We start from the raw sequence: 18,104 nt of genomic DNA on the forward strand, positions 1-18,104 counted from the left end.
CGATAGGGAGTCGGTGCGACAACACCGCACTCACTACGGTTCCGGTGCGATTATCCGACCATCGGTGCCGTCCCGTACGGCGATCGCCTCGGCCGGGCAGGACTCGGCCGCGTCGGTCACCACCTCCGCCGGTGGGGTCATCTCCATGTTGGGGCGGGACTTTCCGTCGGCGAGGGTGAAGTGCCCCGGTGCCATCCCGGCGCAGATGCCCGATCCGATGCAGCGGTCCCGGTCGACGGTGACCTGCCAGGCCCCGCTCACCAGGCCACCGGCAGTGCCGTCAGGCCGCGCACCAGCATGCCGCTCTTCCAGCCCAGCTCCGGTTCCGGTACGGCGAGCCGCAGCTTGGGGAAGCGGCTGATCAGTGAGCCGAGTGCCACCTGTAGTTCCATTCGGGCCAGTTGTGCTCCGACGCAGTGGTGTACGCCGTGCCCGAAGCCGACGTGCGGGTTGATCGGCCGGGTCAGGTCGAGCCGGTCCGGGTCGGCGAAGACCCGCTCGTCACGGTTGGCCGACGACAGTGCACCCAGCACCGGCTCGCCGGCCCGGACGGTGCTGCCGCCGAGTTCCACGTCCTCCTTGGCGTATCGGGCGAATGCCGAGGCCGCGCCGAGCGGTACGTAGCGCAGCAGTTCCTCCACCGCGGTCGGGATCAGCTTCGGGTCGGCCCGCAGCCGGTCCAGTTCGGTCGGGTGGGTGAGCAGGACGTAGACGAAGTTGGAGATCTGGGTGACCGTGGTTTCGTGGCCGGCGGCCAGCAGCCCGGCGGCGAGTCGTACCAGCTCGTCCTCGGTGAGTCGGTCCTCGTCCTCGGCGCGGGCCCGGACCAGCGCGCTGATCAGGTCGTCGGTCGGCTCCTCACGGCGCTGTGCGACCAAGTCCGCTATGTAGGCGAAGAGGTTGCCGAGGTAGTTCTCGACCTGTTCGGGGGTCAGCGAGGTGGTCGAGACGATCGCCTCCGACCAGGTGTGGAAGCGGTCCTGGTCAGCGAAGGGGACGCCGAGTAGTTCGCAGATGACCCGGATCGGCAGTGGGGTGGAGAAGTGTTCGACCAGGTCGGCGGGGGGACCAGCGGCAACCATGGCGTCGAGTAGCTCGTTGGCGATCTGCTGGGTACGCGGCCGAAGTTGCTCCACCCGACGGGCGGTGAACGCCTTCGCCACGAGTTTGCGGAGTCGGGTGTGGTCGGGTGGGTCCATCGTGAGGATGCCCTCCTGGATGGACCGAGGCATGCTGCGTGGCTCGTCCCGGCCGAGTGCGGCGGCCCGGCTGAACCGCAGGTCGCCGAGGACGGTCTTCACGTCCTCGTGTCGGGTGGCGAGCCAGGCTTCCTCGCCGTACGGCAGTCGTACCCGGAGCAGCGGTTGCTTTTCGCGTAGCTCGGCGTAGGTCGGGTCCAGGTGGAGCCGGTCGGGGGCGGTGAACGGGTAGCTGCAAGCATCGGTGATCTGTTGGTGGTCGGTCATTTTCTGACTCCCCTCGTCGCCACGGGCCGAACGGGTTTGCGCACGTCAACCCGGCGACATTGACTTTGAGTGATGCACCAACTGCGGATAGTAGCCAAGCTTTTTGGATAAATCCACCGCTGGAGTTCCGTGGATCTTCAGTGCTATCTGTGTGAAGATCAGCTGACCCGGGGCTGCGCCTGGGGCGATCAACAATCCATAGGGGACGCGATGCGACTTGGCCGGACGCTGGCCGTGCTGGTGGCCGCGATGCTGGGCGTACTGGCCGGCCCGGTGCCGGCGCAGGCGGCAACGGTGAACGCCACCTACAACGTCTGGGCCTGGAACGCTGCCGGCTGGACGATGCATCGGGGCTCCACCACCGACGGTCTGATCCCAGCGCTGAGCAACGCGATCCGCAACCGCTCGGCGCACTTCGCCGCCCTCAACGAGCTGTGCCTGAGTCAGTACCGGGCGGTGCTGGTCAACCTGCGTGACTCCGGCTGGCCGCAGGACGTGGAGAACTTCACCCGCTTCGAGCCGCACAGCGACACCGCCTGCGGGGGCGAGCCGTTCGGGGTGGCCATCTTCAGCAAGGCGCCCCTCGGCACCGCCAACCGATACGCCCTAGCCGCCGACGGCACCAACGAGACGCGCAAGCTGCTCTGCGCGCCGCTGTCGGCCCGGCCGCATCTGCGCTTCTGCACCACCCACGTCACCCCGTCCAACGCGGTGATCAACGGCGAGAACATCAACGTGACCCAGCTGAAGCAGGTGCTGACTCGGATCGAGGCGTTCCACGCCGCCGGGGACACCGTCATCATCGGCGGCGACTTCAACGCGCAGCCGAACTTCGTGCGGATGAACTCGTGGTATTCGTCGAGCCTGGACGTCCCCAACAACTCCGGCAACACCGGCGCGTACCGCGAACTCGACGACACCGACTCCCGTTGCCTCGGCTATGGCGAAACCACGGTGTACGACGGCAACACCGAAGGGCCGTGCGGCCTGGGCAAGAAGATCGACATGATCTTCGTACGGGAGAACAAGATCGTCGGAACGTACGACGGTGACTCGCTCGCCATCTCGACCAGTTGCGGCGGTGCCTGCTCGGACCACCGCATCCTGACCGGCACCGTCACCGTCTCGATCACCACCTGAGGCGTGGACGGCGCAGCCGCTGCCTTGGATGCCAAGCCGGTCAGTCACTGTCGAAGTAAGGCAGGTCGACGCCTTCGACCATGTTGTTCAGGGCTTCGTTGATGTCGTTGCCGACCAGGAAGTATCCGTTGGGACCGAACAGAACAACCCTGCCTCGCTCGGTGATCAAGAGCTTTCCGGGCACATCTGGAACGTCACCTAACGGGAAGACCTTTTCCTCGGCCACTTCTGCGATCTCGTCTAGTCCGTCGCGCCAGACGAATCCCTTGATGGGGATGAGGTTGAAGTCCTCGCGGTACGCGGTCCGGCCGGTGCCCGAGTTTGCCACGCGTAGACCACCGTAGGTGGCGAGCACCTTGACCAGGGCCGGGAAAGACGGAGCTGGCTCTTCCCCGCCACGTTGGTGTCTCTTGCGGACCTGCTCTATCAGTTTGTGAGCTTGTTCTTCGTCGTGAGTCCCGACCTGCCAGCCCGAATTTTCGAGTACGCGTTGCGTGGTCGCCGCCAGTCTGGTTTCCAAGGTGTGTCCTTTGAGTCTGTCTGCGCGAGGATTCTATTGTTTCACCACTCTGATGCCAAGCGCTGGCAACACCTTGCGGCAGGTTCTGCACGGCTTGATATGGCTTACCGTGAAGCGATTCTTGCTCGTCTTGCTCGCGAGGACCTGTTGGGCCGTCATCAGGGAGTTTCCCGAGGTGAACAGGTCTATCGCCTCAGTCAGGCTGCTGACTCCCCTGGTCCACAGGAGATCGGAGATTAGAGCGATCTCGCCGCAGTTGCCGTGGCCCGCTCCCATCGCGGAACTGCCCTGTCGGGCGATATCGTCCAGGATTTCCTGTAGGACTGGATGGACATTTGGGTTCAGGGACGGCTTGTTCATGCGCATGCTGCTGTGTGTGTATATCTTGCCCGCGTGATAGAAGGCAGCGGCGACCTGGAGATCGACGTCTGGGACAAGATTCTTCTCCCGCGCGCGTATCATCTCCTCGGCCAGCTTGACGGCCATCCTCACCAACTTTCGCGCGGTCATCTCCAATTCCCGATCAGAGGGCTGTCGGCGAAGTGTTTTCGCCTTCTCCGGTGGGATGGAATATCGTCCGTACTTCTGCCTGAACTCGCTTTCGACGGTTTTCTCGATCTGCTCCTCGATGCGGATTCGCTGCTCGGACGTTAGGTTGTGGTTCGACAGCTCCTTCTTGTATAGCTCCCTGGCTTTGTTGCGAAGTGTGTCGAATGCGGCCTTTCGGTCCTCCTCCGACCCCATGGCGGTCTTGCCTATGGAGCGGCCGACGATCAGATTTGGGTCGATCTCCTTGAAAGGGTTGACCTTGCCGAAGACTATCCACTTCTCGTTCCGGCGTTCGGCGCTCAATTGGGTGAGTCGATACTTGTGCCTAATTGGATCGAGGAGCTCCTGGATTGCCTCTCTCGTCGTGGGCTTCCCCGACAGCGTCCTGGTTTTCGCGTCGGCCTGCCGCATCGCGGCATCGAGGGTCGCTTCCTTCGACTTTCCTGCGCCTCCCCTTAGCTTTGCCCAGAGTTTTTTCCCGATTCCGACGATTTTGTCGGTGATCCAGTCGACGGCTTTGCGGATGGGTTTGGTGAGGGTTTGGAAGAAGGATTTGACTTTGTTGGCGATGCCGCCGATGCCGAGGATGGCGGCGAGTGCGCCGATGAGGACGGGGATGGAGTTGGCGAGGGCTTTTTCGATCAATGCGGGGACGCCGCCTGCGCCGCCGCCGGCGATGGCGATGATGGCGTCGAGGACGCTGTTGACGAATTGGATGATTTGGGCGCCCTGGTTGACGATGAACATGACGAAGTCGATGATCATTTTGCAGGCGCGGATGAACGCGGATGCGGGGTTGAGCAGGCTGATGATCCAGGTGATGCCGGCCATGAGGACGGTGGGGATCAAGTATTCGGCGATCTTGCCGAGGAGGTTGCCTTTCAGGTCGCCGACCTGCTGACTGATTTCGTCGGTGACTCCGGCGACGCCTTGGGACTGGAGTTTTTGGGCGACGGGGACGGTTTGTTCGACGGCGGTCATGGCTGGTTCGGGGACGCCGCGGGACACGATCCTGGCCCGCAACGCGGCCCAGGTGAGTCCGAGCAGGCTGGCGATCATGGTGATGATGCCGCGTAGGTCGAACTTGGCGGGTAGTTCCAGTCCGGCGCCGGCCATGGTGCCGAGGAGCCAGCCGATCAGGCCCTTCTTCAGGTGGGTGCCGATGTTGGCGATGAACGCCTTCAGGCCTGCGCCGACCGCCGTGACGAGGTTGCCGAGGAACCCGATAGGGTCCTTGATGATTGCCATGACGGCCTGGGCGGCTTTGGCGAGGACACCGAGGAGCATGTCCTTGAGTTGCATGATCGTTTTGATGGCCCCGGCGACGGCGTCGATGGCCTTGGCGACCAGGCCCTTGTTTTTCTCCTTCTCGGCGGCGATCTCCGCGTCAACGGCCTTGAGTGCCTCGTTGTACTTCGACGCGAGGGTGTTGACGAGTTCTTTGCCTTTGGCGTCGACCGACTCGGTCAGTTCGTCGAACTTGCCCGCGAACTGGCCGGCGGCCTGTTTCCCGATGGCCTGTAGATCGGCGGGGAGTTTCTTCACCTCGGCTTGGAGCTGGTCACGGCCGGTGGCGATCCGCTGCTTCGCCCGGCCCAGTTCGGCTCCGATGATGTCCGCCACCCCGGAGATGACCTGCTGCATCCGGTCGACGTAACCCTTGCGGGCCGCCACGAAGATCTCGTCGGCTTCCTTCGGCAGACCAACAAACTTGTCCTTGATCCACTTCGCGCCGCCGAACGGCCCCGAATACCGTTTGTCCTTGTAGTCGTCCATCCGCCGCTTGTGATCAGCGGTGAACGCATCCCGCGCCGCCTTCTCACCCTTGCTGAAGGCGTCGTCGACCTTCTTGTCCAAACCGGTGAGGATGCCCTCAACGTCCTTCTTCGTCGCGTCGAACACCTTCTGCAGGATCGCGGTGACCTGCGCCCGCTTCGACTCGTCCGAGCCCTTCGCAGACTCCTTACCCTCACCGACCGCCTGCCCGGCCTGCTTCCGGTCTGCCGCCAGGGCAGTCATCGCCGCCGCACCCGCCGCCCCCGCCGAAGCTTTCGCCCCCGCCAAAGTTTGGGCCTCAGCCGCCCGTACCTGACCGGGCGCGGTCGCGGCATGCTGTTCGCCGGCTTTCTTCTCCTTCAACGCCCCGGTGAACTCCGGCTCATTCGACTTCGCCAACTGCTCTTCGGTGACCTGCGCATCCGCCATCTGCTGATCGACCTGCGCCGGCCCATCAGAGAAATCAGTCGCCGCAGCCGGGGCCTTGTCCGGCACCGCCTTACCCGGATCCGGGGTACCCGGCACACCCGGTGGCCGATCCGCCACCAACGGCGTGACTGGTTTGTCTTTCGCCGCCGACGTGTCCGGGGGTGCCTTCGTCGCGGTGTCGATCGCCTCCGCCGACGCCTTCTTCCCGTCGGTGACCTGCCCCTGCACCTGCCCCTTGACCTGGTCGGCCTTACCCGACTCCCCGAACTTGTCCGCCTCATCCAAATTCTTCGGCGCCTGCGCGGCGATCGCCTCGTTCACCGCCGTAACGAACGCCGCCTTGTCGAACCCGCCAGGCTTGGCCGCGTTCATCTTCTCCGCGTTCGCGGTCTTTCCCTGGGCTTCCTTGTCGTCCGAGGGAGGTTTCGCCGCACCCTGGGCCTTCGCCGCCTCCGCCGAGGCGGGCGGATGCGCCGACATCTGCTTCTGCTTACCGCGCACATCTCCGGCCAACACGGCGAACTTCGGATCCCCCGAGGCCGGCGGCCGGGCCACCGGCCCGCCATCCGCGCCCGGAGCCAACCGCTGCACCGCCGGCAACGACACCGCCTCGGCACCCGCCGACTCCACTGCGGACGCCGAATCCGAGGGGCTGACACCTTGTGGTGTCGACTGCGGAGCAGCGGCGGCAGCCGCTGGGGTCGTACCAGGTGGTTTTGCCGAACGCGTCGAAGCCGCCCGCCGCTGGGCGATCAGACCCGACACGGCACGGTTGCCGGCTGCCGCTTGTAGGCGCTGCGCCACCGCCGGATTCAGCGCCCGTACGGGTGCCCGTCCTGGCGCGGCGGCCGACACTTCAGGATCGCTGTCGGCGCGCACTCCTTCAGGCGACGCAGTGGGACGGCGTACCGGCTGGTGTTCGGCCTCCCCATAGTCGGCCGATGCTTTCATGCGGCACCCCCGAATTGGGACACGTCACCACAACTCAGCGTTCTGTCGAGTCTTTGCCGGATCCGCTGATCGAACGGTAAACACGGAGGCACAGCTATGGGCATTGATCTATGCCCGCAAGGGCAAACATCACTGTTTCGGAAACCGGTTGGGCGATGTCGTAGGGCGCTGGCAAGATGCCGCAGTGATCATGACTCGTGGCCGTACGCCAGACACTGCCGAGCAGTTGCGCCGGATGCGCCTGCTGGAGCTGCTGTCCGGGATCGAGCCGTGGGACGACGTGGAACGGGCCGACATCGTCAACACGGCCGAGTGGATCGCCGACGGCAGCCCGCTCTATCGCATCCGTAAGCCGGACGTACCGGCGAAACACCTGGTCAGCTATTTCGTGCTGGTCGACGAGCGGCGCGGTGAGCTGTTGCTCGTCGCGCATCGCAAGGCCGGGCTGTGGCTACCGGCCGGCGGGCACGTGGAACCGGCGGAACACCCGTGGGAGACCGTACGGCGGGAGTGCCAGGAGGAGTTGGCGGTCAACGCCGTACCGTCCCCGCTGATCGGGGAGCGGCCATTTTTCCTTACCGTCACCACCACCCGTGGCATCGGGCAACATGTCGACGTCTCGTTTTGGTACGTCCTGCAAGCCGACGCCGAAACAGTCACCTGGTACGACGATGAGGAGTTCTCGGCGATCCGCTGGGTGACCCCACGCGAACTGCTCAGCGAGCCGATCGACACTCTCGACCCGCAGCTGCACCGGTTCACGGAGAAGCTGCTCGCAGCCCTCGACGTGGCGGCCACCTCGTAGAAGGAGCGGCGGCCACCTCGTAGCAGGAACAGCCAACAGCCGGCTAGTCGAAGAACCGGGCCATATGACTGGCCGACGGATCCGGATCGTCCCCGCCCAACGGGGTGAGGTCGGCGAAGATCGACGCACCGTCACAGCCGGCGTGCAGCGGATACCAGCGGGGCGTGCCGGGAGGCCGCTGACAGATCCCCTTGATCGTCTGGACGTCCAGCAGTCGTACGTGGGTCGGGTCGGCGACCGCGTTGACATGCCCCCACCAGGGGCTCATCACGTGCAGGACACCACCGGGCCGGAGTATCCGATGGCACTCGTCCACCAGGCTCAAGAAGTCGATCAGGTGTTCCAGGATGTGCACCGTGAAGATCACGTCCACCGAGTCGTCGGCGACCGGTAGCGACCGGGACAGGTCGGCCTGGGCGTGCACCCCGGGCGCGACCCGCAGGTCGAACCCCAGGTTGTCCGGGTACTGCTTGGCCGGGCCGCAGCCCAGGTCCAGCACGATCGGCGCCCGGCCGCCGACTCGTACCCGGGACCAGACGGCGAACACCCCGTCGAGCCGGCCGACGAGCTGCCGTACCAGGAACAGTTCCGCAGCGTCGGCGACGTCGCCGGTGAGGTGCGCGACCCCGCGATCGAACCGGACCTCGACCGCGGTGTCGCGTAGCCGGTCGTCGTGTTTGACCAGGTCGGCGTACGCGTCGCTGAGAAAGTCGTCCACCGCCCGGAGTCGGGTGGCGGAGGGTGACGATTGCGTCAGCACGACCATTGGCGGTCACCTCCCGGCCGGGGCTACCCGGATTCGGCCCGGTTACGCCTACCGCTGGTCGCTGACCGGCGACACCCCGCTTGCCGCCAGCTAGCCGGTCACTCCTCGGTGACCTGCCCGGATTCGACCCGGATCCGCCGGTTGGTTTGCACCGCGTCGAGCATTCGCCGGTCGTGAGTGACCAGCAGCAGGGTGCCTGGGTAGGACGCCAGCGCCGACTCCAGTTGCTCGATCGCGGCCAGGTCGAGGTGGTTGGTCGGCTCGTCCAGGACCAGCAGGTTGACCCCGCGCGCCTGGAGCAGGGCGAGCGCCGCCCGGGTGCGCTCGCCGGGGGAGAGGGTGACCGCGGGCCGCAGCACGTGCGCCGACCGTAGGCCGAACTTCGCCAGCAGGGTCCGTACATCGGCCGGTGTCAACTCCGGTACGGCGGCACCGAAAGCGTCCAACAGTGGCTGGTCGCCGAAGAAGAGCCCCCGGGCCTGGTCGACCTCGCCGACCACTACCCCGGGACCGAGCGAGGCGTGTCCCGAGTCCAGGGGGAGCCGGCCGAGCAGCGCGGCCAGCAGCGTCGTTTTGCCCGATCCGTTCGCGCCGGTGATCGCGATCCGGTCGGCCCAGTCCACCTGGAGGTTGACCAGCCCAAGGGTGAAGTCGCCCCGGCGTACGGTGGCGTCCCGCAGCGCCGCGACGACCGCTCCGGCGCGGGGTGCGGCGGCGATCTCCATCCGCAGCTCCCACTCCTTGCGGGGCTCCTCGACCACATCCAGCCGCTCGATGAGCCGCTCGGTCTGCCGGGCCTTCGCCGCCTGCTTCTCGCTCGACTCGCCCCGGAAGTGGGGGATGAACTTGTCGTTGTCGGTGGCCTTACGGCGGGCGTTGCGTACGCCCTTCTCCATCCAGGCCCGCTGCATCCGCGCCCGCGCCTCCAGATTCGCCTTCGTGTCGGCGTACTCCTCGAAGTCGGCGCGTGCCTGGCGGCGGGCGATCTCCCGCTCCTCCAGGTAGGCGGTGTAACCGCCGCCGTACTGCCGTACCTGCTGCTGCGCCAGGTCCAGCTCGACGATTCGGTTCACGGTACGAGTGAGGAACTCCCGGTCGTGGCTGACCAGCACCGTCCCGGCGCGCAGGCCGGTGACGAACTGCTCCAGCCGGGCCAGGCCGGCCAGGTCGAGGTCGTTGGTGGGCTCGTCGAGCAGGAAGATGTCGTATCGGCTGAGCAGCAGCGAAGCCATGCTGGCCCGGGCCGCTTGGCCGCCGGAGAGAGTGGTCATCGGCTGGTCGAGGTCGACCGCCAGCCCCAACTCCGCAGCTATCTGCTCGGCCCGTTCCGGCAGGTCCGCGCCGCCGAGGGTCAGCCAGCGTTCCAAGGCGACCGAGTACGCGTCGTCCGCCCCCGGTGTGCCGACCGTCAGGGCTTCGGTCGCCGTGTCCAGCGCCGCCTGGGCGGCGGTGACCCCGGTACGGCGGGCCAGGAACGCACGTACCGTCTCGCCTGGTCGACGTTCCGGTTCCTGCGGTAGGTGTCCGACGGTTGCGGTCGGCGGGCTGAGTTGCACCGTGCCCTGCTCGGCGGGGTGCAGGCCCGCCAGGATGCGCAGCAGTGTCGACTTCCCGGCGCCGTTGACGCCGACCAGGCCGATCACGTCACCCGGGGCGACGACCAGGTCCAGCCCGGAGAAGAGGAGACGATCGCCGTGCCCGGCGGTGAGGTCTTTGGCGATCAATGTGGCACTCATGGCCTGTCGATGCTAGCGGGACCTGGGGAGATGTCGAGCGAATTGCTGCCGGCCCGATGGGGTGCGGGCGCTGCGGGCAGACTGTGCCTGTGGTGACCACTCTTGCCATCGACTGCGGTGGCGGCGGGATCAAGGGCTCGGTACTGGACGAGGCGGGGACGATGCGCGCCCGCCCGATCCGGGTGCCCACGCCGTACCCGTTGCCCCCGGCCCACTTCATCAAGACCCTGCTCGATCTGGGCAGTGAGCTGCCCCGGGCCGATCGGGTGACGGTGGGGATGCCCGGGATGATCCGGCACGGTGTGGTGGTGTCCACGCCGCACTACGTAACCCGGGCCGGGCCGCGTACCAGGGTTGAGCCGGATCTGGTCGCCGAGTGGGCCGGGTTCGACGTGCAGAGTGGGTTGGCCGACGCGTTTGGCGTACCGGTGCTGGTGCTCAACGACGCGGAGGTGCACGGTGCCGGGGTGGTGGCCGGGACCGGGCTGGAACTGGTCCTCACCCTCGGCACCGGACTGGGCTGCGCGCTCTTCGACGGGGGTGCGCTCGCGCCGCATCTGGAGCTGTCCCAGGCGTCGTTTCGGTGGGGGACGAGTTACGACACCTATGTCGGTGAGCCGGAACGGCGCCGGCTGGGCGATGGGTTCTGGTCCCGGCGGGTACGCGGGGTCGTCGAGGGCCTGCGGCCAGTCTTCCTGTGGGACCGGCTCTATCTGGGCGGGGGCAACTCGCGACTGCTCCGACCGGACCAGGTGGCCCGGATGGGCGACGACGTGGTGGTCGTACCCAACACCGCCGGCATCCTCGGCGGCGTACGTGCCTGGACGATCCGCCCCAGCTGACCGAGCGGGTGGGGGAACGAGGAACCGGGAAGATCTGCGGGGCTGGCGGGGTTGTGTCAGCGTCGGATGAAGGCGGTGGCGCGAACGAGGAGGTGCGGCGTGGATCTTCTGGAGGAGTACCGGCGAGCGACCATGTTCTTCGAGGCCGGGGACCCGACCGGGGCGGCCAGGCTGCTGGAACCCATCATCGCGGCGGAACCGGACAATTCCGCCGTACGGCAACTGCTGGCTCGGGCCTACTTCCAGTCGGCCCAGCTCGGTCGGGCCGAGGAGCAACTGCGGGTTCTGCTGGATCGGGACCCCAGCGACCACTACGCACACCACGTGCTGGGCCGCACCCTGGAGCGGGTCGGCCGCCCCAACGAGGCGCTGAGTCACCTCCGTATCGCCGCCGCCATGCGGGCGGGCGACGAGGACTACCTGACCGCGTTGCGTCGGGTGGAGGACCGGGTTGGTTCCCGGCGCTGACCGCCGATCGTCCGGCGGTCGGCGTACGGCAGGACAGCAGGCAGGGACGGCCAGCAGGGCAGGTCGGCAGGGCAGGTCGGCAGGACAGCGGGGCGGGGCAGTCGAATGGCTGCCCCGCCCCGCTGTCAGGTCGGCATACGATTGGTCGCCATGGGAGCTGACCAGGTGGCGGGTATGCGATGAAGCTCAAGCTCGACCTGCACGACATCTTCAATCGGGGCCACGACATCGACCGGGCGCTGCGCGGGATCATCGATGAGGCGGTGGCGAAGAAGGCGACCCTGGTAGAGATCATTCCAGGTAAGGGCTCCGGGCAGCTCAAGAAGCGGGTGCTGCGCTTCCTGGACCAGAAGGACGTCAAGCAGCTCTATCACCGGGTGGAGAAGGACTCGAAGAACTTCGGCCGACTCTTTGTGCATTTCCGGTGGAAATGACGAGTTAGCGCTGGGCTGCGCGTGGAAGTTGTTGGTTATCTATTGATCGTATCGGCTCGAAGCTGATCGTCCTGGAAACCCTCATCTGTCAGACTGTCGTCATCCCGACAGCCTGCTGTTCATTTGTAGGGCAGTTAGAGCGAAACTGATCTGCTGATGAGCATCGATCTGGCGATAGCATTAGCGAATGGCGACCTCTGGAGAGTCTGACGCTCTGGTAGTCGGAGCGGGTGTAGCCGGCCTCACCGCCGCGATTCGTCTCGCCGAAGCGGGATTCTCCGTTCGGGTCCGGGCAGAGCGTCCGCCGCTGGAGACCACCTCCGCCACCGCTGGCGCGAGCTGGGGTCCGTACATGGTCAGCGACCCGCGGGTACTGCACTGGAGCGAACAGACCCGGCTCACCCTGGAGAAACTCGCGGCGGACGCCAGTTCCGGCGTTCGCCTGGTACGAGGGCTGGAGGCGGCGCCCTATCCGATGGATCCGCCGCAGTGGGCGCTCGGGGTCAGTGACTTCGAGTTGTGTCGGGCCGACGAGTTGCCGCCCCGGTACGTCAGCGGCTGGCGCTACACGATTCCACTGGTGGAGATGCCGCGTTATCTCGCCTACCTGACCCGGCGGCTGGCGGCACTGGGGGTGGTCGTCGAGATCGGCGCGATCGGTTCCCTGCGCGAGGTTGCCGGCAGCGCTGGACTACTGGTCAACTGCACGGGGTTGGGCTCCCGGTTCCTGGTCCCCGACGATGAGGTCTATCCGACCCGGGGGCAGCTGGTCGTCGTCGACAACCCCGGTGTGGATACCTTCTTTCAGGACAATGCCGAGAACGAGGATCTGACCTACTTTCTGCCGCACGGCGATCACGTCGTGCTCGGTGGGTGCGCGTTGCGACGGTCGGACAGTCTCGAACCGGATCGGGCCTCCGCCATTGCCATCCTGGAACGGTGTGCCGAAGTGGAGCCACGGTTCCGGAACGCCACCATCCGCAAGATCCTGGTGGGGCTGCGCCCCAGTCGGCCCCGGGTACGGGTCGAGCGTGACTCGGTGGCAGGTGTCCCGGTCATCCACAACTACGGGCACGGTGGTGCGGGACTGACCCTCTCCTGGGGATGCGCGGACGAGGTGGTGACCCTGGTCGGCAGGTAGTGCCACGAGAAGGTCGCGGCCGGTGCGCCATCCACTCGGAGTGTCGACGATCCACCAAAGAGCGACACAAAGCAGACGTTTCGCCGATTTCACTCCATCGTCCGGCGAATTGTGTCCCTTGCTTGCTGCGCGTATCGTCATTTCAGACTTCGGGATTGAAGTCTGAAAAGATCCCGCATTTTTCTGGTGATCGTGACTGCCAGGGTGCTTGCCGATTGCTGGGTGTTCACCGGTGATCGGGCAACGTGAAGGGGGAATAATCGGATGAGTGCCGTGAGGCCGTACCCCGAGAGCGTTGAAGGGGTTACTGAAGGTCGTTTAGGGGCAGCTGATCAGGGCTTCAATGATCAGTTCGACTGGGATCATTTCGATTCCGACGCCTATTTCGATCACAACTATCGCGCGGTGCGGGACGACGATCGCGAGATAATGAAGATCGTTCGGGATTTCTTCGCTGGAGCGGATATCGATTCCCGGGGGCGGGCGGTCGACGTGGGGGCCGGCGCGAACCTCTACCCGTCGTTGGCGATGCTGCCATTCTGTAGTCAGCTGGATCTCTGGGAGTTCAGCGCGTCCAACGTCGCCTGGCTCAAGCGCCAGGTCACGAGGTTCGGTGACAACTGGGACGCCTTCTGGGACGTCTACCGCGAGCAGCCTGCCTACGCCGCGTTGACCGACCCGCGAGCGGCGCTCGCCGAACGTACCGAGGTGCACCAGGCCAGCGTCTTCGACCTGCCCGGTCGCCGGTGGGACCTGGGCACGATGTTCTTCGTCGCCTGCTCTCTCTCGACCGACCTGGCCGAGTTCCGTCGGGCGGTGCACGCCTTCGTCGGGGCACTCAAGCCGGATGCGCCGTTCGCCACCGCGTTCATGGCGAAGTCGCAGGGATACTTCGTCGGCGACGACTGGTTTCCCGCCGTCGCCATTGACGCCACCGAGGTGGAGAACTGTCTGGCGACGGTCGCCACCGGCGTCACGGTTACGTTGATCGAGGTCGGTGCCCCGCTCCGGGATGGCTACAGCGGCATGATCGTCGCCACTGGCCGGGCGGCTGCCGGCCCGCAGTGACACCCGTCGGTGCGCGCTCGGGCAAGCTGGAGCGCGCACCGACCGTGCCCTACCCCACTCTGCGCGGAGTGCGCAGCGGAGTCAGGGTCGGAACTCCCGAGCGTCGTCGGCGTTCCAAAGATCCGCGAATTCGAGGATGCGCTTGTTTACCCGCTCCTGGTCGGTGACCAGGGTCGTGTTGACGATGCTGGGATTCAGCTGCCCCAGGGTGGTTGCCGCCGTGGACTGGTAGCTGAGCACCTCGTCGAAGAGGATGAAGTCGCGCAACTGGGAGTGGAAGGCCGCTGCCGCACTGGTGCCCAGAGTCCGGACCTCGACGCCGATTTTGTGGTGGATCTGTAGGACCTGGTTGAGGTCTTCGACCTGTAGGCCCTCCCGGTCGATGATGAAGATTCGTTGGATCCGTACGCCTCGCTTGATCGCCAGTCGTTGCAGGGCGAGGTAGCGCTGACCCAGATCGCTCTGCCAGAGGCTACCGTCCATGAAGCCCTGGCCACCGGCGTCCAGCGTGCTCAGACTGGTGGCCTTGATGCTTGACTTGGCGGCCTTCGTCAGGCCGAGGATCCAGTCCCGGTCCTCCCCTTCGTACGTCAGGTCGCTGCCGTCGCCGATCTGCTTGAGGTATTCGGCCAGCCGGGTGATCTCGGTCTGGGCGAACTCCTGCACCAGCGGACTCGTTGCCGAGGTGATTTTCGTGCGGTTGCGTACGAGCTTGGTCAGTTGGGCCATCTCGCCGGGCTTCAGTTGTGACGCCTCGACCAGGCCGAACAGTTCGGTGGCCAGGTGGATCTTCGAGAATCCCTCGGACAGGTGTCGTTCAGTGGCCTCCGCGTGCCGGGCCAGCTCGGTCTGCGTCCGTTGCTGGTAGTCGTCGAACCTCTGCTCCAGCGAGTAGAGCCGCTTCTCGACCTCGAACAGGTATTGCGCGATGAACACCACCGCCGCGACGAAGAGGGAGACGCCGAGATTCCACAGCAAGTCGGACCGATTGCCCAACGGTAGGAATGTGGAAATGCTGAATGCCACGAGGAAGCCGGCGAGGCTAATGAGGATCTTGGCGATCAGTCGTCGATGGGCCTTGGGTGGTCGCTGCTCTTCGGATCGACCTATCTGCACTATCGTCTCCCATGATGAATGGTTCCGATATAGCGGTGATTTGTCGTGAATCCGGTACGGTGGCGCGGTGATCAATCGGTCGTAGTCGACAGTTCGACAGGACGTCGGTGGTGATGTTGTGATGGTGATCGGGAGAACTTCCATTATGTGCTCGCCTCGCAATAGGCGGCACCCGCCGACTGTTCATCCGCAATGTCTGATATCGATGGCAGTCCGGCCGGGTGGCGGTCCAGAGCCTCGGCAGAGTCGGGCGGGTCTTCGGCCTGGGTGGTGGGCGGAGACATGGGAGATGTTGGAGCCAAATGGCCCCTGGAGGGGCTGTTTCCCTCCAACATCTTCAGTCGTTCCAAGCAGTGGAACGTAAGTCCCGTGACCTGGACGGCTGCGGGCAGGTTCGGCGGTGGCGGGTCGGCCCAGGCCGACCCGCCACCGTTCACCTGGGCCGACCCGCCACCACGAGCAGGTCAGGTCACGTCAGGCCGGGTCAGGTCACAACGCGAAGGTACGGGCGACCGCGACCATCTCCGAACTGTGTGAGCCGACGATGCCCACGTCCGGCGGACGAGGCTGGAAACCGGGCAGGCCGGTAAGCCCGTCGCTGGCGTCCATAGCCCGCAATTGCACCTGACCGCCGATCGGCCGTACCACCAGGGTGACCTCGATGCCGTCGCTGGGCGGGGCGTGGAAGACCAGACCGAAACTCCAGCGCTCGGCCGGGCCGGGCGGTACCGGAACACTCTGACCGGCCACGGTCGCCTGTTCCACCGTCGCCGTCGTCGCGTCGACGTGCAGCGTCACCAGACGTACCGGCCGCTGGGGGCGCAACCGCAGGCGCAGCGTACGCAGTCCACCAGCGGTGGTGTCGGCCAGCTTTTCGACCGTCGGGGCGGGCAGATCAGCCACCTGGGCCGGGCCGCTACGCAGCTTGCCGCCGTTGGCGGCCGGCAGCCCGATCCCTGGGAAGTCGTCGCTGATCGGGGCGGACGCCTCGACGTACTGGGCGGTCCACGGTTGCGGATCCGTCTCGCGGCTCAACCAGCGGGCGGTGCCGGCGCTGGCGTCCAACGCGTACATCAGGTGGGTGGGCGCGGGATGCGCGGCGTCGAACCGGTCGACGGCCAGGCCGACCCCGGCGAACACCACCGCCGCGAGGGTCGCGGCGAGCGCCGGCACGGCGCCGGCTCGCCGGGCCCGGACCGCGACCATGGCCCGCTGCCCGCCGGCCTGCGGATGCAGCAGGTCGACCACCGGCAGTGCGGCCAGCCCGAGCAGTACGGCGACCAGCGCGGCCACCCCGCCCTGTTTCATGCCCAGCGCGGGGAAGAGCAGTACCACGGTCGGCAACAGGATGACCACGCCGACCGCCGCACCGGCTACCCCGGCGACCACCGCCCCCGGGTTGGTGGGTCGGAGCAGGAGCGCGACCACACCCGCCACCGCCCCAGCCAGCGCCGGCAACGTCGCGAGGTACGACCCGCCGGGGGTCAGCCCGGCGAACACCACTCCGAGTACGGCCAGCCAGCCGAGCCCGCCGATGGCCAGTGCCGCCGGACCGGTGCGTCGCCGGGTCAGGGCGTACCAGGCGAGCAGGACCGCCGTGGCCAGCGCGACCACCGAGAGGCGGAACCACCACGGCCGGTACGGGTCGAGCAGTTGGGCATAGCCGGGGCGGATCGTGGTGATGCCCCACCACAGCAGTTGCGCGGTCAGCGGTGCGACCACCAGGGGCACCAGGGTCAGTCCGAACCCGGCGGCGAGCCGAGGCCACGAGGTGCGGCCCCGCCGCCGGGCCAACCAGCCCAGCACACCGACCGCGCCGACCGCGAGCACCGCCAGTGGCCAGGTCAACCAGCCCGGGTAGCGGACCAGTCCGCCGGGGACCGGGAAGTAGGTGGCGTCGGTGGACGACTCCAGCCCGTTCAGGTTCGTCCGGCCGAACTCGCGGGCCAGGGCCAGCGCGTTGTCGCCATGCTGTTGCAGGCTGCCCCGGTCCACTGACTCGGGTGTGTCCAACGGGGTGTGGTAGATCGCGCCCCCGTCGATGTAGGCGGAGTTGAGACCGGTGAAGTCGTTGTCCAGGAAGGCAGTGAAGTCGGTGTCGTTGGGTAGCAGCCGGTAGACCTCGACCGCGAAGGACGTACCCACCGGGTGCGGTGCGGCCCGGCCGAAGACATCCACCAGGGCGGCGTTGCGTTCCGAGGTCTGGAACATGATGACCGGTCCGGTGCTGCCCCGGGCCTCAAGGTTGATGACCACGCCGCCGTCGGCGGCGAGCGGATGACTGGAGGCGAACGCCGCTGCACCGCAGAGGCACGCCTCCTCGGCGTCGGTAAGTACGAAGACGATGTCGTTGCGCGGCCGGGGCCCGGCGGTCAGCGCCCGGGCCACTTCGAGGATGGTCGAGGTGCCGACGGCGTTGTCGTTGCCGCCGGGACCGACCTGTACCGAGTCGTAGTGCGCGACCAGGAAGATCCGGCCGGTGGAGTCGGTTCCGGGCAGTCGGGCCACCACGTTGCGGACGTGGGCCAGGGTGCTGCCTCCCGCGCCGCCGCTGAGTTCGCCCGCCTCCGCGCCGATGGTGTCCTGCACCTCGGTCTCCAGACCGAGACCGCGCAGCACCCCCTCGACGTGGGTGCGGACCTGATCGTTGGCCGGGCTGCCGGCGACATGCGGCCGGTCGGCGACGACTCGCAGGTTGCCGTACGCCCGTTCGGCGCTGAACCGGTCGGCGGCGGCGTCCACGCCCAACGGGGCCGGGGTGCGGATGTCGAAGAGGACGGCGGCGCCGACGGCGAGTAGCGCGGCGAGCGCCGCCACGGCGGCTAGTGGGCGGCGCGCGGGCCGGGCCAGCGCCCGGTCGGCCGGGGGTGTGAGAGGTGGGCCCACCACGGGTTTCC

General features: G+C 66.6%; 15 protein-coding genes. 7 read left to right on the forward strand and 8 right to left on the reverse strand.

Translation table 11 applies throughout. The features are described from left to right. Positions 1-33: 33 nt before the first annotated feature. Positions 34-261: a ferredoxin gene (locus tag ACWDV4_RS22940; protein WP_449982056.1), complete on the reverse strand. Its 228-nt coding sequence runs from the start codon at positions 259-261 to the stop codon at positions 34-36. Continuing rightward, complete coding sequence (locus ACWDV4_RS22945) at positions 258-1,466, reverse strand: cytochrome P450 (protein ID WP_449982059.1); 1,209 nt, start codon at positions 1,464-1,466, stop codon at positions 258-260. The genes ACWDV4_RS22940 and ACWDV4_RS22945 overlap by 4 nt, the downstream gene beginning before the upstream one ends. Before the next feature lie 210 nt (positions 1,467-1,676). On the opposite strand from ACWDV4_RS22945, the gene ACWDV4_RS22950 reads away from it, so the two are divergent. After that, positions 1,677-2,606, forward strand: a complete 930-nt coding sequence (locus ACWDV4_RS22950) for an endonuclease/exonuclease/phosphatase family protein (protein WP_449982062.1) — start codon at positions 1,677-1,679, stop codon at positions 2,604-2,606. Positions 2,607-2,646: 40 nt separating this feature from the next. Here the strand turns inward: ACWDV4_RS22950 and ACWDV4_RS22955 are convergent, their stop codons facing one another. Beyond that, positions 2,647-3,126: an SUKH-3 domain-containing protein gene (locus tag ACWDV4_RS22955; protein ID WP_449982065.1), complete on the reverse strand. Its 480-nt coding sequence runs from the start codon at positions 3,124-3,126 to the stop codon at positions 2,647-2,649. Between the two features lie 33 nt (positions 3,127-3,159). Next, positions 3,160-6,831, reverse strand: coding sequence for a YwqJ-related putative deaminase (locus ACWDV4_RS22960; RefSeq protein WP_449982067.1), 3,672 nt, complete (start codon positions 6,829-6,831; stop codon positions 3,160-3,162). 190 nt (positions 6,832-7,021) lie between these two features. Between ACWDV4_RS22960 and ACWDV4_RS22965 the strand changes: the two genes are divergently transcribed. Then, entirely contained in the window at positions 7,022-7,636 is a 615-nt protein-coding gene (locus ACWDV4_RS22965) for an NUDIX hydrolase (protein WP_449982152.1), read from the forward strand. Positions 7,637-7,679: 43 nt separating this feature from the next. Here the strand turns inward: ACWDV4_RS22965 and ACWDV4_RS22970 are convergent, their stop codons facing one another. Then, positions 7,680-8,402, reverse strand: a complete 723-nt coding sequence (locus ACWDV4_RS22970) for a methyltransferase domain-containing protein (protein ID WP_449982070.1) — start codon at positions 8,400-8,402, stop codon at positions 7,680-7,682. A gap of 98 nt (positions 8,403-8,500) precedes the next feature. Beyond that, positions 8,501-10,138, reverse strand: a complete 1,638-nt coding sequence (locus ACWDV4_RS22975) for an ABC-F family ATP-binding cassette domain-containing protein (RefSeq protein WP_449982073.1) — start codon at positions 10,136-10,138, stop codon at positions 8,501-8,503. An 89-nt stretch (positions 10,139-10,227) separates the two neighbouring features. On the opposite strand from ACWDV4_RS22975, the gene ACWDV4_RS22980 reads away from it, so the two are divergent. The 5 genes from ACWDV4_RS22980 (at position 10,228) to ACWDV4_RS23000 (ending at position 14,091) form a co-directional block, all read left to right on the forward strand. Beyond that, positions 10,228-10,980: an ROK family protein gene (locus ACWDV4_RS22980; RefSeq protein ID WP_449982075.1), complete on the forward strand. Its 753-nt coding sequence runs from the start codon at positions 10,228-10,230 to the stop codon at positions 10,978-10,980. Between the two features lie 99 nt (positions 10,981-11,079). Then, complete coding sequence (locus ACWDV4_RS22985) at positions 11,080-11,448, forward strand: tetratricopeptide repeat protein (protein WP_449982078.1); 369 nt, start codon at positions 11,080-11,082, stop codon at positions 11,446-11,448. Between the two features lie 179 nt (positions 11,449-11,627). Further along, positions 11,628-11,882, forward strand: a complete 255-nt coding sequence (locus tag ACWDV4_RS22990) for a Smr/MutS family protein (protein ID WP_184534436.1) — start codon at positions 11,628-11,630, stop codon at positions 11,880-11,882. A gap of 187 nt (positions 11,883-12,069) precedes the next feature. Then, entirely contained in the window at positions 12,070-13,023 is a 954-nt protein-coding gene (locus ACWDV4_RS22995) for an FAD-dependent oxidoreductase (protein ID WP_449982081.1), read from the forward strand. A 264-nt stretch (positions 13,024-13,287) separates the two neighbouring features. Further along, positions 13,288-14,091: an SCO2525 family SAM-dependent methyltransferase gene (locus ACWDV4_RS23000; protein ID WP_449982084.1), complete on the forward strand. Its 804-nt coding sequence runs from the start codon at positions 13,288-13,290 to the stop codon at positions 14,089-14,091. Between the two features lie 81 nt (positions 14,092-14,172). Here ACWDV4_RS23000 and ACWDV4_RS23005 read toward each other — a convergent pair whose 3' ends face one another. Beyond that, positions 14,173-15,087 carry a DUF6879 family protein gene (locus ACWDV4_RS23005; RefSeq protein WP_449982085.1) on the reverse strand — a complete coding sequence of 305 codons (915 nt, stop codon included), beginning with the start codon at positions 15,085-15,087 and terminating at the stop codon, positions 14,173-14,175. Between the two features lie 609 nt (positions 15,088-15,696). Continuing rightward, the gene (locus tag ACWDV4_RS23010; RefSeq protein ID WP_449982155.1) at positions 15,697-18,093 is read right to left on the reverse strand and encodes a M28 family peptidase; all 2,397 of its coding nucleotides are present in this window, start codon (positions 18,091-18,093) and stop codon (positions 15,697-15,699) included. Positions 18,094-18,104 lie beyond the last annotated feature (11 nt).

The organism is Micromonospora sp. NPDC003197, from assembly GCF_053590565.1.

What these genes read in the sequence shown, in the direction of transcription:
- ACWDV4_RS22945 (WP_449982059.1), bottom strand. Translation starts at nt 1,466, where the DNA reads ATGACCGACCACCAACAGATCACCGATGCTTGCAGCTACCCGTTCACC.
- ACWDV4_RS22950 (WP_449982062.1), top strand. Translation starts at nt 1,677, where the DNA reads ATGCGACTTGGCCGGACGCTGGCCGTGCTGGTGGCCGCGATGCTGGGC.
- ACWDV4_RS22960 (WP_449982067.1), bottom strand. Translation starts at nt 6,831, where the DNA reads ATGAAAGCATCGGCCGACTATGGGGAGGCCGAACACCAGCCGGTACGC.
- ACWDV4_RS22965 (WP_449982152.1), top strand. Translation starts at nt 7,022, where the DNA reads ATGACTCGTGGCCGTACGCCAGACACTGCCGAGCAGTTGCGCCGGATG.
- ACWDV4_RS22970 (WP_449982070.1), bottom strand. Translation starts at nt 8,402, where the DNA reads ATGGTCGTGCTGACGCAATCGTCACCCTCCGCCACCCGACTCCGGGCG.
- ACWDV4_RS22975 (WP_449982073.1), bottom strand. Translation starts at nt 10,138, where the DNA reads ATGAGTGCCACATTGATCGCCAAAGACCTCACCGCCGGGCACGGCGAT.
- ACWDV4_RS22990 (WP_184534436.1), top strand. Translation starts at nt 11,628, where the DNA reads ATGAAGCTCAAGCTCGACCTGCACGACATCTTCAATCGGGGCCACGAC.
- ACWDV4_RS22995 (WP_449982081.1), top strand. Translation starts at nt 12,070, where the DNA reads ATGGCGACCTCTGGAGAGTCTGACGCTCTGGTAGTCGGAGCGGGTGTA.
- ACWDV4_RS23000 (WP_449982084.1), top strand. Translation starts at nt 13,288, where the DNA reads ATGAGTGCCGTGAGGCCGTACCCCGAGAGCGTTGAAGGGGTTACTGAA.